The 15,421-nt window shown below is 38.8% G+C and carries 16 protein-coding genes and 1 rRNA gene; 14 read left to right on the top strand and 3 right to left on the bottom strand.

Annotated features, from left to right (window positions below):
• Nucleotides 1–210: 210 nt before the first annotated feature.
• From WQ54_RS27515 to WQ54_RS27505, 3 genes are all read left to right on the top strand, one after another.
• Entirely contained in the window at nucleotides 211–465 is a 255-nt protein-coding gene (locus WQ54_RS27515; RefSeq protein ID WP_046589400.1) for a YgaB family protein, read from the top strand.
• A gap of 147 nt (nucleotides 466–612) precedes the next feature.
• On the top strand, nucleotides 613–1,143 hold the full coding sequence (locus tag WQ54_RS27510; RefSeq protein ID WP_046589398.1) for a DUF402 domain-containing protein: 531 nt from the start codon (nucleotides 613–615) through the stop codon (nucleotides 1,141–1,143).
• Between the two features lie 212 nt (nucleotides 1,144–1,355).
• The gene (locus WQ54_RS27505) at nucleotides 1,356–3,098 is read left to right on the top strand and encodes an ABC transporter ATP-binding protein (protein ID WP_046589395.1); all 1,743 of its coding nucleotides are present in this window, start codon (nucleotides 1,356–1,358) and stop codon (nucleotides 3,096–3,098) included.
• 34 nt (nucleotides 3,099–3,132) lie between these two features.
• Here the strand turns inward: WQ54_RS27505 and WQ54_RS27500 are convergent, their stop codons facing one another.
• The gene (locus WQ54_RS27500; protein WP_046589394.1) at nucleotides 3,133–4,200 is read right to left on the bottom strand and encodes an aromatic acid exporter family protein; all 1,068 of its coding nucleotides are present in this window, start codon (nucleotides 4,198–4,200) and stop codon (nucleotides 3,133–3,135) included.
• Between the two features lie 273 nt (nucleotides 4,201–4,473).
• Complete coding sequence (locus tag WQ54_RS27495) at nucleotides 4,474–5,766, bottom strand: glutamate-1-semialdehyde 2,1-aminomutase (RefSeq protein WP_046589392.1); 1,293 nt, start codon at nucleotides 5,764–5,766, stop codon at nucleotides 4,474–4,476.
• Nucleotides 5,767–5,977: 211 nt separating this feature from the next.
• On the opposite strand from WQ54_RS27495, the gene WQ54_RS27490 reads away from it, so the two are divergent.
• From WQ54_RS27490 to perR, 9 genes are all read left to right on the top strand, one after another.
• Nucleotides 5,978–6,997 (top strand): ATP-binding cassette domain-containing protein, encoded by a 1,020-nt coding sequence (locus WQ54_RS27490; protein ID WP_046589390.1) that lies wholly within the window; start codon nucleotides 5,978–5,980, stop codon nucleotides 6,995–6,997.
• Nucleotides 6,998–7,005: 8 nt separating this feature from the next.
• Nucleotides 7,006–7,797, top strand: coding sequence for an ABC-2 family transporter protein (locus tag WQ54_RS27485; protein ID WP_046589388.1), 792 nt, complete (start codon nucleotides 7,006–7,008; stop codon nucleotides 7,795–7,797).
• Between the two features lie 4 nt (nucleotides 7,798–7,801).
• Nucleotides 7,802–8,587 carry an ABC transporter permease gene (locus tag WQ54_RS27480; RefSeq protein WP_046589386.1) on the top strand — a complete coding sequence of 262 codons (786 nt, stop codon included), beginning with the start codon at nucleotides 7,802–7,804 and terminating at the stop codon, nucleotides 8,585–8,587.
• A gap of 714 nt (nucleotides 8,588–9,301) precedes the next feature.
• Nucleotides 9,302–9,706 carry a potassium channel family protein gene (locus WQ54_RS27475; RefSeq protein ID WP_084822357.1) on the top strand — a complete coding sequence of 135 codons (405 nt, stop codon included), beginning with the start codon at nucleotides 9,302–9,304 and terminating at the stop codon, nucleotides 9,704–9,706.
• A 60-nt stretch (nucleotides 9,707–9,766) separates the two neighbouring features.
• Nucleotides 9,767–10,237: a thioredoxin-dependent thiol peroxidase gene (gene bcp / locus WQ54_RS27470; RefSeq protein WP_046589384.1), complete on the top strand. Its 471-nt coding sequence runs from the start codon at nucleotides 9,767–9,769 to the stop codon at nucleotides 10,235–10,237.
• Nucleotides 10,238–10,476: 239 nt separating this feature from the next.
• Nucleotides 10,477–10,608 carry a hypothetical protein gene (locus tag WQ54_RS35370; RefSeq protein WP_269431598.1) on the top strand — a complete coding sequence of 44 codons (132 nt, stop codon included), beginning with the start codon at nucleotides 10,477–10,479 and terminating at the stop codon, nucleotides 10,606–10,608.
• 25 nt (nucleotides 10,609–10,633) lie between these two features.
• Entirely contained in the window at nucleotides 10,634–10,828 is a 195-nt protein-coding gene (locus WQ54_RS32250; protein WP_156178202.1) for a hypothetical protein, read from the top strand.
• 3 nt (nucleotides 10,829–10,831) lie between these two features.
• Nucleotides 10,832–11,587 (top strand): D-2-hydroxyacid dehydrogenase, encoded by a 756-nt coding sequence (locus tag WQ54_RS27460; RefSeq protein WP_084822356.1) that lies wholly within the window; start codon nucleotides 10,832–10,834, stop codon nucleotides 11,585–11,587.
• A 218-nt stretch (nucleotides 11,588–11,805) separates the two neighbouring features.
• A complete protein-coding gene (perR, locus tag WQ54_RS27455) occupies nucleotides 11,806–12,243 on the top strand; it encodes a peroxide-responsive transcriptional repressor PerR (protein WP_046589380.1) in 438 nt (145 codons plus the stop codon).
• Between the two features lie 716 nt (nucleotides 12,244–12,959).
• Here the strand turns inward: perR and WQ54_RS27445 are convergent.
• Nucleotides 12,960–13,319, bottom strand: coding sequence for a YgzB family protein (locus WQ54_RS27445; protein WP_046589378.1), 360 nt, complete (start codon nucleotides 13,317–13,319; stop codon nucleotides 12,960–12,962).
• A 247-nt stretch (nucleotides 13,320–13,566) separates the two neighbouring features.
• Between WQ54_RS27445 and WQ54_RS27440 the strand changes: the two genes are divergently transcribed.
• Together WQ54_RS27440 and WQ54_RS27435 are read left to right on the top strand one after the other, a co-directional pair.
• Nucleotides 13,567–14,439 (top strand): nucleotidyltransferase-like protein, encoded by an 873-nt coding sequence (locus WQ54_RS27440; protein WP_046589375.1) that lies wholly within the window; start codon nucleotides 13,567–13,569, stop codon nucleotides 14,437–14,439.
• Nucleotides 14,440–14,706: 267 nt separating this feature from the next.
• Nucleotides 14,707–15,421 (top strand): 16S ribosomal RNA (locus WQ54_RS27435); the annotation flags it as partial.

Raw genomic sequence — 15,421 nt, 5'->3', positions numbered from 1 at the left:
TGGGGTTTAAGCTAGAATAAAAGTGAAATACTTTGAATGACGGCAGAGCATGTAATGAGCTGATAAAGCAATATTCCTTCTGAAAATCTCAAACGACAAAACTTCTGTTTCCTCTACATAAGTAGTCAAAGGAAAGTATGGGCAAGCGGAGAATTAAACACTATCACATATTTACCTGATTGTTTCTCTTTACAGAAAGGGGAGGAAAAGATGAATTTTGATCAACTGGTAGGTGAGCAGTTAAAGACAATGGATAAATTATTATATTTGCAATCAGAAATCGAACGGTGCCAGGATATCATGAAACAGCTGAATGCGCTGCAAGATGAGGCCAAAATTCAATCTATTCAAGATGAGATTGAAGAAATGAAGCTGGAATTAAATAGAATACAACAAGTATTTGAAAAACAAACAGAAGAGGTTATTCGTTCTTACGAAAATCAGAAATTTGAAACTGTATCTTAAGTGTAGACCGGGGTCATTTCTTTTGGAATGACTCTTTTGTTTTCTTTTTTTATTCACAAACGTTATAATAACTATAAATAAATTAGGAGACGATGTTTGTGAGACATAAGCTTTCACGAAGCGGCTATTCGAAAGAAGGGGAGAAATGTGGGCTTTCCCAAGGAAGGAGACAAAATCCAAATTCATAGTTATAAGCATAATGGTTTTATCCATAGAGTGTGGGAAGAATCAACCGTTTTAAAAGGTTCACAGCATTGTATTATTGGCGGAAATGATCGTACAATGGTTACGGAATCGGACGGAAGAACGTGGGTAACCAGAGAGCCGGCCATTTGCTATTTCCATGCAAGACATTGGTTTAATATTATCGGCATGCTTAGAGATGATGGTGTAACTTATTATTGTAATATAAGTTCGCCATTCGTTTGGGATGATGAAGCATTAAAATACATCGACTATGATCTCGATGTAAAAGTGTATCCGGATATGACCTATACGATTTTAGATGAGGATGAGTATGAGCAGCATAGCAAGCTCATGAATTATCCAGAGGTTATTGATCTTATTTTAAAAAGAAATTTAGAAACCTTGCTGCGATGGATCCGCCAAAAGAAGGGGCCATTTGCGCCTGAGTTTATTGATGAATGGTACGAAAGGTACCTCACATATATAAAATAATTTAAAGAAAATAAGGGTGGCTCAAGCTGTGTTTTAAAAGCGATAAAAGAGTCAGCCTTTTTCGTATGAAAAGAATGACGGTTAACCTACATACTTGAGTTTTTATAGATAAGCTTTTTTACTTAGTTTTGGTGTTTAGCTCTCATGGGGAGTGCTTTTTTCTTCTGCGCTCCAGCAAGGTGCTTACGCCTTTCTTATAAAGGGGGATTTTCTTGGGGTCTGTTAAAAGGTATATGACTTTTGTTAAGCCTTATCGGCTTCAAATAGCAGGGACAATTTTAATTGGGATTATCAAATTTTCGATTCCTCTGCTGCTGCCTTTGCTTATTAAATATGTGTTAGATGATATCATTGGCGGGAATGGGACGGCTGATGAGAAAACAAAAACCTTGCTTATGATTATGGGCGGTATGTTTGTTTTATTTGTGGTTGTTCGTCCGCCAATTGAATATTTTCGTCAATATTATGCGCAATGGGTTGGAAGTAAAATTCTTTATGATATTCGCGACCAATTGTTTACCCATTTGCAAAAGCTGAGCCTGCGTTATTATGCAAACACACGTGGCGGAGAAATCATATCGCGTGTAATAAATGATGTTGAGCAAACCAAGAATTTTGTTATCACCGGGTTAATGAATGTGTGGCTTGATGTAGTTACGATCATTATAGCCATCGGTATTATGATGACAATGGATATTAAGCTGACACTTGTATCAATTATCCTTTTTCCATTCTATGGCTTTTCGGTAAAGTACTTTTATGGGAAGCTTCGTCAGTTAACAAGGGTCCGTTCCCAGGCGCTTGCCGAAGTTCAAGGGCATTTACATGAGCGTGTACAGGGAATGCCGGTAATTCGGAGCTTTGCAACAGAGGAATTTGAACAGAGGCAGTTTGCTAAGGAAAATTTGAATTTTCTTAACAAGGCATTGGATCATACAAGCTGGAATGCACGGACCTTTGCGGTCGTTAACACGTTAACAGATATCGCGCCGCTTGTTGTAATCAGCTATGCCGGCTATCATGTGATCCATGGCAACCTATCAATTGGAACGATGGTTGCGTTTATTTCCTATATCGAGCAGTTGTATAACCCGCTGCGCCGATTAATTAATTCCTCCACAACATTAACCCAGGCCTTCGCTTCAATGGATCGGGTTTTTGAGTTTATTGATGTACCTTATGAAGTTGTCGATAAGCCGAATGCGATAGAGGCAAAAAATATTAGGGGCGATGTTGAATTTGAACATATTTCGTTCCGCTATCAAGAAAGCGAGCCGCTTATTATTGAGAATTTATCACTCCAAGTAAAAAGAGGAGAAACTGTGGCGCTTGTCGGAATGAGCGGTGGTGGAAAGTCAACGCTGGTGAGCCTGCTTCCGCGTTTTTATGATGTAACAGACGGTCGTATTTTACTAGATGGTATTGACATTAGAGATTATCAAGCCCAAAGCTTGCGCGGACAAATTGGCATGGTGCTACAGGATACGTTTTTATTTAGTAATACCGTACGTGAAAATATCCTTATTGGGAAGCCGGATGCAACGGAGGAAGAAATCATCCAAGCTGCTAAAGCAGCAAATGCACATGATTTTATTTTGAAGTTACCGAATGGCTATGAAACAAGAGTTGGCGAACGAGGAGTAAAGCTTTCAGGTGGACAGAAGCAAAGGGTTTCTATAGCAAGGGTCTTCTTGAAAAATCCGCCGATACTTATTTTGGACGAAGCGACCTCAGCATTGGATTTAGAGAGTGAGCATTTAATCCAGGAGGCGCTTGAAACACTTGCGAAGGACCGGACAACGTTTATTGTTGCACATCGTCTTTCAACTATTACCCATGCTGATAAAATTGTTTTAATAGAGGATGGCAAGGTTGTTGAACAAGGAACACATCCAGAGTTAATAGAGAAACAGGGGCAGTATTATAAGCTCTTTCAGATCCAGCAATTGGATTAAGGTAAAGAAGAATGAGGATGGTGTTGGACCAGCCTCATTCTTGTGAAATTTTAATTTCATTGTCTTTTTTATGGAAGCTTTGGAAGCTGCTAATCAATGTATCTAAGTGCTCAAGTTGTTCACTATAATCCAGGACCGCCGATATGAGAGGGATGATTTGATAGAAACAAGCAGGGTCTTGGTCTTTATAATAGTCCATAATTGCTTCTGTTAGCTGATGCTTATTAAATTTATTCTCCCTTATTGGCTCGTTTGCGGATGGAGCCTTAATTTTGCCGATAAAGCGTAAAAGAGACTCCTCGTGAACATAAAGCATATAATCCAGTTCATCTACTAGCACTTTTTGAATGTTATCTGGCAATTGATTTAATTCATTTTCTAGACGATGAAGCTTTTTTAAGGTGTCAAACGCACGATTTGTCACGTTGATCATTTGTCTGAAAAGGACAAGCTTTCTCGATTTAGCATAAGATTCTCTTTTAAAATAATTCCGTTCTTCTTTATAGTTCAGGTAAAGCTGATCAAGTTTGATCATTTGCTCCTTAAGCTTTTCGATTTCTTCCTTCAGCACATGATGCTCCAGTCCCTGTCTGAGATCTACGCGAATCCACTTAATGATTTCCTCGGTATTTTCTGTAATTCGTCTGTAAAGTTTAGTTTCATATTTAGGGGGAAGAAACACTAAATTTACGATAAACGCAGCTAATACCCCTAGTAAAATGGTGAAAAAGCGGATGAGTGCGACTTCAAAAAAATCATCACCCGGACTTTCTAATATGGCAATAACAGTGACAAGCGCAACAGGAATTGTGCTCTCGGCCTTTAGCTTTAAATTGATCCCAATGACAACGATAGCCGTAATCCCAATCATCACAGGATGTGCACCAAATAGGAGTCCAACTCCAATGGCTAATGCAGCTCCAATAATATTTGCCTGTACTTGTTCGATAATTGATACATAGGAGCGATAAATGGTCGGCTGAATCGCAAAAATGGCTGAAATTCCAGCAAATGCAACAGAAGGAAGCTGAAAAGCTGTAGCTAAAATTAAAGCTAGTGTAATGGCAATCCCTGTTTTTAGGATGCGTGCACCTAATTTCATGTATGTTAATGACATTCCTTTCATAAAGACATCTGGTTCATGACTAAGCAAACCATTTACGTACTATACAACCTTTAGCTACTTTATACAAGATACAATTTCCCTTTTTAATAAAAAATTAAAACGTAAATTAATTCTGAAAATAAGGAAAATTGAAGGGCTGTCCCGGAAAGGTCGGATTCCCTGATATATGGATTTTGAAACGAATTCAACTCCTATATATTTTGTGTGGGAATCTGACTCTTTAGTTTTGAGACAGCCCTTATGTGTATTTTATGATTTTAGTTTGCTAAATGCGTATTCGACAGCTTGTAGGGTTTTGGTAATATCTTCTTCTGTATGAGCTGTGGTTAAGAACCATGCTTCATATTTAGATGGTGCCAGGTTAATTCCTTGGTGAAGCATGAGCTTAAAGAATTTGGCGAACATTTCGCCGTCTGTGTTTTCTGCTTGTTCATAGTTGGTTATTTTTTCATCTGTAAAATAAATGGTTAAGGCTCCTTTTAGGCGATTGATCGTGATCGGAATAGTATATGTACGAGCATGTGCTAGTATACCTTCCTCAAGGAGTGAGCCTAATTGATCAAGTTTTTCGTATACATTCTCCTGCTGTAAAACCTCTAAGCAGGCGATTCCAGATAAAATCGATGCAGGATTGCCTGCCATTGTCCCTGCCTGATACGCTGGTCCCAGCGGGGCAACTTGCTCCATGATTTCTTTTTTGCCGCCGTAAGCTCCAATCGGAAGACCCCCGCCGATAATTTTCCCTAAGGCGGTTAAATCAGGGTATACCCCTAAAAGGTCTTGGGCTCCGCCGTACATGAATCGAAAAGCAGTGATGACTTCATCATATATAACCAAGGCACCTGCTTCGTGGACTAATTCATTAACCTTTTCTAAGAAGCCTGGTTTTGGTTCAACAATGCCAAAATTTCCGACGATCGGCTCAACAAGTACAGCAGCTACTTGATCTCCCCACTTATCTAATGCTTCTTTCAATGGTTCAATTTCATTAAAAGGAACAGTGATGACCTCTTGAGCAATGCTTTTTGGGACACCAGCTGAATCTGGAGTTCCCAATGTAGAAGGGCCTGAGCCAGCTGCTACAAGAACCAGGTCAGAATGGCCGTGATAGCAGCCTGCAAATTTGATGATCTTGTCCCGGCCTGTGTATGCTCTTGCCACACGAATCGTTGTCATTACAGCCTCAGTACCGGAATTGACGAAACGAACCTTATCAAGAGCAGGCATGGCTTCCTTAAGCATTTTTGCGAATGTTACTTCATGAGGGGTCGGAGTACCGTACAGAACGCCATTTTCTGCAGCCATTTGAATCGCTTTTGTAATATGAGGATGAGCGTGTCCGGTGATGATTGGACCGTATGCTGCTAAATAGTCAATGTATTTATTGCCGTCAACATCCCAGAAGTATGCTCCGTTTGCTTTTTCCATAACAACAGGTGAACCGCCGCCAACTGCTTTATACGAACGTGAAGGGGAGTTTACTCCTCCAACGATATGCTGTAACGCTTCTTCATGTAATTCATTTGATCTTGTAAAATCCATGATTGCCTCCTAATATGTAAAAATCTTTTACTATTTTATCATGAAATGATTAGCCTTAAAAAATGTAATACTCTCTTTTACTATTAGGCTCTGTTAAATTGGTTGTTTATTCAGCTTCAGACGTTCAATCCAAAAAATAAAGACTTAGCAATTGTTGTATTTGAAAAGATTCGTTAAACTATTCGTTGTGGTGAAGTAAGGAGGGACTAGAATGACAAATAATATTATAGAAGTCAATAATCTGCGTAAAGAGTTTAAGTCGTATTCAAGCCGGCAAGGATTAAAGGGTGCATTTCGCGATTTATTAAATCGTCAATATAAAATTATCCCGGCTGTAAATGATGTGTCTTTTACAGTAAAGCAAGGGGAAATGGTTGGCTATATCGGAGAAAATGGTGCTGGGAAATCTACTTCCATTAAAATGCTGACAGGGATTTTGACACCAACCTCAGGGGAGATTCGTGTTAATGGGATGAACCCGCATAAAGAGAGGGAACGTTTTGTCCGGACAATAGGTGTTGTCTTTGGTCAAAGATCACAATTATGGTGGGATATTGCGGTCCAGGAATCGTTCCGGCTATTAAAAAAGGTTTATAAGGTTTCAGATGCTGATTATAACGAGCATATGGACCATGTGATCAAAACGCTTGATATTGGTCCGTTACTGGATAAGCCGGTTCGCAAGCTGTCTTTAGGACAACGAATGAGATGTGAGCTTGCTGCAGCACTTATTCATAATCCGCCGCTCTTGTTCCTTGATGAACCGACGATTGGATTAGATGTACTGGTTAAATTAAAGATTCGTGAATTTTTAAAAGAGATGAATGAAAAATACAAAACAACGATTCTTTTAACGACACACGACCTTTCCGATATTGAAGCGCTATGTGAACGGGTTGTTATGCTCGATGAAGGAAGAGTTATTTATGACGGACAGCTGGAGGAATTACGGTCTCATTGGGGAGAGGGCAAACAGATACAATTCCAGTTTGCTGATAAAGTAATCGAGCAGCAATTGTCCTTTTTAACGGCTGATTTAGATGTCATTTGGCAAAAGGGTGATAAGTTAAACGTGTGGACAGCACTTGTTAGTGACAAGGAAGCGCAAATGTCTGAGCTTATTGGCCGGATAGTGGGTGCCCATCAAATTAAAGATTTAAGTGTGATGGAAATTTCTACGGAAGAGGTTATTCGAAAAATCTATGAAAAGGGAGAGGCATTAACAAGCTGAGGTGGATGATGGATAAATATATTGAAATGATCAGGATCCGCTTTTTAATGATGCTTGCATACCGAACGAACTATTATAGCGGAATCCTGATATACAGTATTAACATAGGAGCTTACTACTTTTTATGGACTGCCATTTATGGCGGCAAGGAATCAATTGAGGGCTTATCCGCTGTGCAAATGACGACATATGTGGCCGTTTCATGGATGGCAAGGGCCTTTTATTTTAATAATATTGATCGAGAAATAGCATTGGAAATAAAAGAAGGAAAAGTGGCTGTTGAATTGATCAGGCCATATAACTATTTGGGAATGAAGACGATGCAGGCATTTGGAGAAGGCATCTTTCGTTTAGTCTTTTTCTCGGTGCCAGGTATGGTCATTGTCGGGCTGGTGTTTCCGATGAATTTCTCATCTAATGGAGAAACATGGCTGCTTTTTGCAAGTTCGCTATTATTTAGTTTTATTATTAATACTCAAATTAATCTAGTTACCGGGATGCTCACCTTTTTCTTATTTAATAATGATGGTCTAATGAGAGCCAAACGAGTAATTATCGATTTATTTTCCGGTTTGCTTTTGCCAATCAGCTTTTATCCTTTATGGGCACAAGAGGTTATGACGTATTTTCCGTTCCAGGCGATAAGCTATATCCCAAGTATGATTTTTACAGAGGGGATAACTGGAAATGAAGTTCTTCAAGCCATACTGTTGCAGGCTTTTTGGGCATTGGTATTAATCATTCCCATTCAGCTGCTTTGGTCACTAGCGAAAAAACGAATGATTATCCAAGGGGGGTGAGGCCATGTTTTATTTATCCATGCTTACACAGTATATCGGTCAGTATATGAAAACAAGAATGCAGTATCGGGCGGACATGGTGGTCGAACTATTATCTGATATGCTGTTTCAAGCGACAAACCTCGTTTTTATCCTTGTCGTCTTTGGACATACTCAGTTTTTAAGCGGCTGGACACGTGATGAAATTATTTTTATTTATGGCTTTTTCCTTGTTCCATATGCTGTTTTTGGCGCATTCTTTAATATCTGGGATTTTAATGAGCGCTATATTGTAAAAGGAGAAATGGACCGGATTTTAACAAGACCAATCCATAGTCTGTTTCAGGTTATTTTGGAGCGGATGGAGCTCGAATCCTTATTCGGCGCGATTACCGGCATTGTGATCATGGGGTACGCCTCCGTTCAGCTGGGCTTAAGCTTTCAATGGTATGATGTTCTTTTCTTTCTTGTCTTTGTTATTAGCGGGGCGCTTGTCTATGCCGGAATTTTCGTTTCCTTGGCAAGCATTGGCTTTTGGTCTGATGCGCGGACATCGCTTATGCCAATGATGTACAATATCGGGAACTATGGACGATATCCGGTTGATATTTATAATTCAGTAATCCGCTTTGTTCTGACATGGATCCTGCCATTTGCTTTTGTTGGTGTTTATCCAGCAGCATTTTTTCTGGAAAAAGAAGAATGGTATATGTACTCGTACTTAACTCCAGTAATGGGAGTCGGATTTTTTGCAATCTCTGTGTTTTTATGGAATGCAGGTGTAAAAAGATATCGCGGTGCGGGGAATTAGATTTGACTCTGTATTATCCCAAGGAGAAGAATTAATACCGGGCAGGTTTTGATAAGGTGTCAAAAAGGTAAAACACATGATGTTTAGGCGTGAATTCTTATAGGGATTCACGCCTTCTTAATGTTCATCTTAATGGGGATAAGGAACAAAGTTAGAAGTTGAGGCAAAAGAAATATTTTTCATAAGGGAGTTATGGGACAAAATTTATACATTCAGAGGATGAAAAGTCCTGTAGAAAGCATCAAAGGGACCAATTGAAGACAGAGAGTGAAAGAAAAGTCTAGTAGAGAAGGCATCAAAGGGACAAATCGAGGTCAAAGAGCGAAAGAAAAGTCTCGAAGAAGGTATTAAAGGGACAAATTGAAGACAAAGAGCCAATGAAAAGTCTCGTAGAGGGCATCAAAGGGACAAAACCAAGACAGAAAGCGAAAGAAAAGTCCTGTAGAAAGCATCAAAGGGACAAAACCAAGAAAGAGAGCGAAAGAAAGTCCCGTAGAAGGCATCAAAGTAAATGAAACCTAGACAAACAAAGAATAGGCCAATAGGTTTGGCAAAGCTAGATTAAGAAGGCAAAAGGGAATGTCCTTTATAAAGCAGAGAAGCCTGTAGACTTAAATCCGCTTTTTATAATCCTAAAAACGAACTCAGTTGAATAACCACCCCTATGCTTGTCATATAGTGTAAAAAGCGCAAGATGATTAGGGTGTGGTCTATGTGGAGCTTTTATTTTGCGTGTTTATTGCCGTCTGTATTTTCATGAATTTTAAGAATGTGGTCGTTGCTTGCTTTCAGAAAAATTTTCTGTCCTTTGATACTATCATTATCATTACCTATCTTTATTTGTCGCTGTTAATTGGTTTTGGGATGATTTATCTTATTTGCATGGAAAGTAACTTGGACGTTTTAAGTGAAGCAGGCAATTCTTTAACCGGGGATTATTTTGACAAGCTCTTCACTTCGCTTTATTTTAGTGCAGTTACGTTGTTTTCAGTAGGCTATGGCGATATTGTGCCAATCGGCATTGGCAGGTTGCTAGCTGTTATTGAAGCATTAATTGGCTATATCCTTCCAGCAGTTTTCCTTGCTCGTACTGTAATAGGCATTGATAATAGTAAATAGTTGTACGAAAAGCAAAAGTTGGTTACGCTTAAAGTAGAACGATTTATTGGAGGGATAGATATGACAGTTGAAATTGGCAGCATTGCTCCGGATGTGGAATTAGTCGCTGATAATGGTGAACAAACGAAGCTTGCTGATTACAGAGGGAAATATATTGTTTTATATTTTTATCCAAAGGATATGACACCTGGATGTACAACAGAAGCATGTGATTTTAGGGATCAGCATCAAAGCTTTGCTGATGTAAATGCAGTCATTATCGGTGTTAGCCCAGACCCTCAAGAAAAACACCAAAAGTTTAAGGATAAGTACGATCTTCCGTTTAAGCTATTGGTCGATGATGAACATAAACTTGCTGAGGCTTACGGAGTCTGGAAGCTGAAAAAGAATTTTGGAAAAGAATATATGGGAATTGAACGTTCCACTTTTATTATTGATCCAGAGGGAAATTTGATCAAGGAATGGAGAAAGGTAAAAGTGAAAGATCATGTTCAGGAAGCCTTAGAGTACATAAAAGAACAGCAATCCTAAGTAAGAAGGATACTAAAATAATAATGCCTATTTTTTCACAGATAAGGCAAACGTCCAGCCAATTTGCAGGAAAATGCGTATTCTATACAGAAGGCATTACCTCCTCAAATGTTAGCGCCGGACTAAGTGCGGACAATGATCCGCACTCTTTTTTGTGTCTTAACGATGAAATTCGGGATATGGAAAGCGTTTCGCCATCCGGTTCCGAAGCACAGGATATGCAAGTGGAGGCATGGATATTGACGTCGCGTTATTGTAATGCCAGCGCCTGGTCCCGCAGGTCAGACATCGTCGGAATGAAGAAAAGAACGTATTCTATTCCAAAACGTCTTTTGCCTTATGCAGAAGAAGGGCTTGCGCTTTTATTTTGAATACATAGAGAAGGGAATTTTTCACGTGATTGTCCTATCAACAGTAAAACTGCCTAATCACATGAAAGAGCAGTTAGAAAGCAATTTTAAAAATATAACGTTTTATCATGATCAAAAAATAAATGAAGCAAAAGACATCTTACCTAAGGCGGAAATTATCTTAACCTATGGTGAGGATTTAACGGACGAGCATATAAAGGCTGCAACAAACTTAAAATAGATCATGGTTGCCTCGGCGGGTATTGAGAAAATGCCATTTGAACAGCTTGAAAAGCAAAAGGTCCATGTTACAAATTCTAAAGGAGTTCATGCCATTCCGATGGCAGAGTATTGTATCGCGATGATGCTGCAGATTTCCCGCCAGGCCAGCACGCTTTTGGAAAACCAAAAAGAGCATAAATGGGACCGTCGTGTACGAATGGAGGAGCTCTACGGGAACACCGTCTATATTTTAGGAGCGGGGGCGATCGGTACAGCAATAGCTAAACTGTCAGATGCTTTCGGAATGCAGGTTCTTGGTATGAACCGAGATGGAAGAGAGGTCGATTCCTTTCATAAAACATATTCATTTAAAGATATGCTTCTTCCAATGGAGAAGGCTGACTTTATTATTTCCGTTCTGCCTAGCACTGAGCAAACAAAAGGCCTTTTAACATATGAGGCATTTAAGCGAATGAAGGAGGATGCGGTCTTTATTAATATCGGCAGAGGTGACGCTGTCATTGAAAAAGATCTTATCCAAGCATTAAATGAAAAAGAAATTAAACACGTCGTTCTTGACGTATTTGAAAAAGAACCACTGAATGAAGATCACCCATTTTGGGATATGGAAAATGTAACAGTTACTCCGCACTTATCTGGTATTACGAAAAATTATTTACCTAGAGCGATGCAAATATTTGAAAAAAATCTAAGAGATTATTTAGATGGTCAAATTTCAAGTATGGAAAACATCATTTCTTTACAAAAACGATATTAATCGTATGATTCCTTTTTGAAAGTAAACAATAGGGATAGCATCTGTAAATTGAAAGGATATATTTACCTTTTGGTACGGGAAGTTTAGGCTTGAAGAAGGATATGATTTCAGATTATATTGCATATATAAAGAATAATTGACAAAAGTCTTAGTCACAATGTACACTAATTATAAACATTATAAAGTAAGAATATTTATTAAAGTGAGGTGCATGGCGGATGTCAGAACATCAATTAAAAGATGCGTTAGAAACATTAAAGCAAACTGGAGTTCGAATAACACCTCAACGTCATGCTATACTAGAATTCTTAGTCGATTCCATGACACACCCGACTGCAGATGATATATATAAAGCGTTAGAAGGAAAATTCCCTAATATGAGTGTTGCGACAGTCTACAACAACTTAAGGGTATTTCGTGAAGTTGGACTTGTAAAGGAATTAACGTATGGCGATGCATCAAGTCGATTTGATTTTGTAACGTCTGATCACTATCACTGTATTTGTGAAAGCTGTGGTAAAATTGTCGATTTCCATTACCCAGGACTTGATGAGGTTGAGGCGCTTGCAGCACATGTAACAGGATTTAATGTTAGCCATCATCGTATGGAGATATATGGTGTTTGCAAGGATTGTGAAAAGAAAGAAACTCATTAATGCAAGCTCGGTTTAAATGCTGAGCTTGTTTTTTTATGCCAACTTAACGGCATTAATACCCTCTGCTTAAAGATTCAAGCTTAAGAAGGATATATATAGGTTATTACTAATCCGATAAGGCTAAATTCTCTCTCGTGTGATAATTTTTTCATTCATAAGAGATAATGAATCTTGAGAATGAAAAGAATGAGGGAGATACCTTTTATGTGGATGTTTTTCTATCTTTTCTTTATTATCCTCAATGTGATCGTCGTGTTTATGCCGAAAAGGCTAAGCGGTATAGAAATGTATTCGACGACGTTGTTCGCGTTGTTTTTTGGAACAAATATTGATTTGCTTCTAGGAAAATACTACTCCCTTTATGGTTATTTTGGAGAAGGCCTTGAGCTTAAGGCGTTTCTTAGACAATATTTTTATTTTATCCCTATTAACTTATTGTTTTTAAATTTCTATCCCCTACACAAAAGCATAGCATTCAAATGCCTTTACATTTTAGGTGTAGACAGTTTTTTCAGTTGGTTTTGAATGTCTGGCTAAAGAAACAGCCCTTTTTCAATATACCGGGTGGAAGATCTGGTATTCCGCCATTGCTTATCCCTTTATCTTCAGCATTCTTTTGATGAATTTTAAAGCGATTAAGAAGCTTATAAAGAAAAAGAACGGCTGAAATTCAGCCGTTCTTATGTTTAGCAGTACTCTTAAGTGATGCGCTGCTCTTATTCAGTCTTCATTTTTTTACGATTATAATCCTCATTAAACTCTTTACCTTCTAAATCCTTATCCAATGTTAATGGTTCTTTACAATACATGCACATATCCACTCGGCCAAGGATTTTCGTCGGTTTCTCACAGGATGGACAAATAACCTGCACAGCTTTGGTAGAGAGCATTCCAATCCAAAAGTAAACAACGGTGCTTGCGATGATCGAAAGCATTCCCAGCATCATAAAAATCGTCATGACCCACATGTTTGTTCTAAAGAAAACGCCAACATACATAATAATGAAGCCTACAAAAATTAAGCTAAGAGCAAAAGTTCTTATTTTATTTATTTTACTAGAATATTTACGAGCCATAATTAAACCTCCTTTGTTTACTATAGCACAGCTTGTACAGCAGATAAATCGTTTACTCATCTAACTTTTATCATGTTCATCAGAAATTAATGTTTGTTTTAAAGGCTGATCGTCCTTTATACTATCAGAGGTTCATTTTTGAGTTTAGTAATCCCTCAAAACTTACCCTTATCGTTCGATTTTGAAAAGGGATTTTGCTTTTATATGTAGAAAACATTAATAAAGTCCATATATTGGAGGAATAATGATGGAAAATATTCTCCGTCCGATCTATCAAGAAAGGGCTAGTCACTCAAATACATTAGCAATCATAATGATTGAAAAACGAAATGAAACTTCACCATTAACAGATAATTTAGATGTTGCTTTATTAGTTATCATAAAAGATTCAGACCATTCATTATTTGTGAAGCATTATGAATATGAAAACAAAAGAGCATCATTAACGGTTATGTCAGAGGACGAATTAAATGAAGCGATTCTGTTAGGAACAAATAGGAGAATTGTTGATTGGGTGTTAAACGGGAAAATTCTTTTTGATCGTAATGAATACATAATTGGGCTCATTGAACGTTTGCGCACATTTCCATTTTCAGAACGCAAATTAAAAATTGGCATTGAATACGGCAAGCTGATACGAAGATATCTGGAAGGAAAGGTTTTCTTTGAATCAAGGCAGCTATTGGATGCCTATAACCATATTGTTCATGCACTTCATCATTTGGCAAGACTTGAAGTAATTGATCAAGGCTTTTACCCTGAGGTAACTGTTTGGAACCAGGTAAAAAAAATTGAACCGCAAATCTATAAGCTATATAAGGAATTAGTTGAAAGTGATGAGTCATTAGAAAAAAGGCTGGAACTATTATTTCTAGCAAGCGACTTCCTGATTCATTCGAAAACTGAGGTTGGAGCAGCTCATATACTCGCGGTTATGTCAGAAAAAGAATATTGGTTTTATAATGAGTTGCACCATCATCCAGAATTAACGTATTATTCTGTAGATCTTAGTGTTCTATTAGAGTATTTAGTTGAAAAAAATTATGTTTCCATTAAACGAGTTGAGACAAAAGGCAAGGATGTTTTTCATCGTGCATATTTTGTTGAGAAAAAGTGTTGACTTAGTTTATTTGAGGTGATATATTATTAAACGTCGCTGTTACAGAATAATGTACACAGCGGCTTCTGTCTCAATTTTCATCAAAAAGTTTTTGGAAAAAGTTGTTGACACGAAGAAGTGGTAATGATATATTAAGAAAGTCGCTTCTAGACGAAACGACAAACTAAATGATCTTTGAAAACTAAACAAAACCAAGCGTGCCAACGTTAATTTTGATTAACAAAACAACGTACTAAACTAGTACATTTTATGAGCTATATCAACTCTTTATTGGAGAGTTTGATCCTGGCTCAGGACGAACGCTGGCGGCGTGCCTAATACATGCAAGTCGAGCGAATCTGAGGGAGCTTGCTCCTGAAGATTAGCGGCGGACGGGTGAGTAACACGTGGGTAACCTGCCTGTAAGATTGGGATAACTCCGGGAAACCGGAGCTAATACCGGATAATATTTCGAACCGCATGGTTCGAAGTTGAAAGGTGGCTTTTGCTACCACTTACAGATGGACCCGCGGCGCATTAGCTAGTTGGTGAGGTAACGGCTCACCAAGGCAACGATGCGTAGCCGACCTGAGAGGGTGATCGGCCACACTGGGACTGAGACACGGCCCAGACTCCTACGGGAGGCAGCAGTAGGGAATCTTCCGCAATGGACGAAAGTCTGACGGAGCAACGCCGCGTGAGCGAAGAAGGCCTTCGGGTCGTAAAGCTCTGTTGTTAGGGAAGAACAAGTACCGTTCGAATAGGGCGGTACCTTGACGGTACCTAACCAGAAAGCCACGGCTGCCCACGGCTCAACCGTGGAGGGTCATTGGAAACTGGGGAACTTGAGTGCAGAAGAGGAGAGTGGAATTCCACGTGTAGCGGTGAAATGCGTAGAGATGTGGAGGAACACCAGTGGCGAAGGCGACTCTCTGGTCTGTAACTGACGCTGAGGCGCGAAAGCGTGGGGAGCGAACAGGATTAGATACCCTGGTAGTCCACG

It is taken from the genome of Bacillus sp. SA1-12 (assembly GCF_000981385.1).
Taxonomy (GTDB): Bacteria; Bacillota; Bacilli; order Bacillales; family Bacillaceae; genus Metabacillus.
Note: the sequence above shows the minus strand (reverse complement) of the source record. Positions and strands in the feature narration are given on the sequence as shown.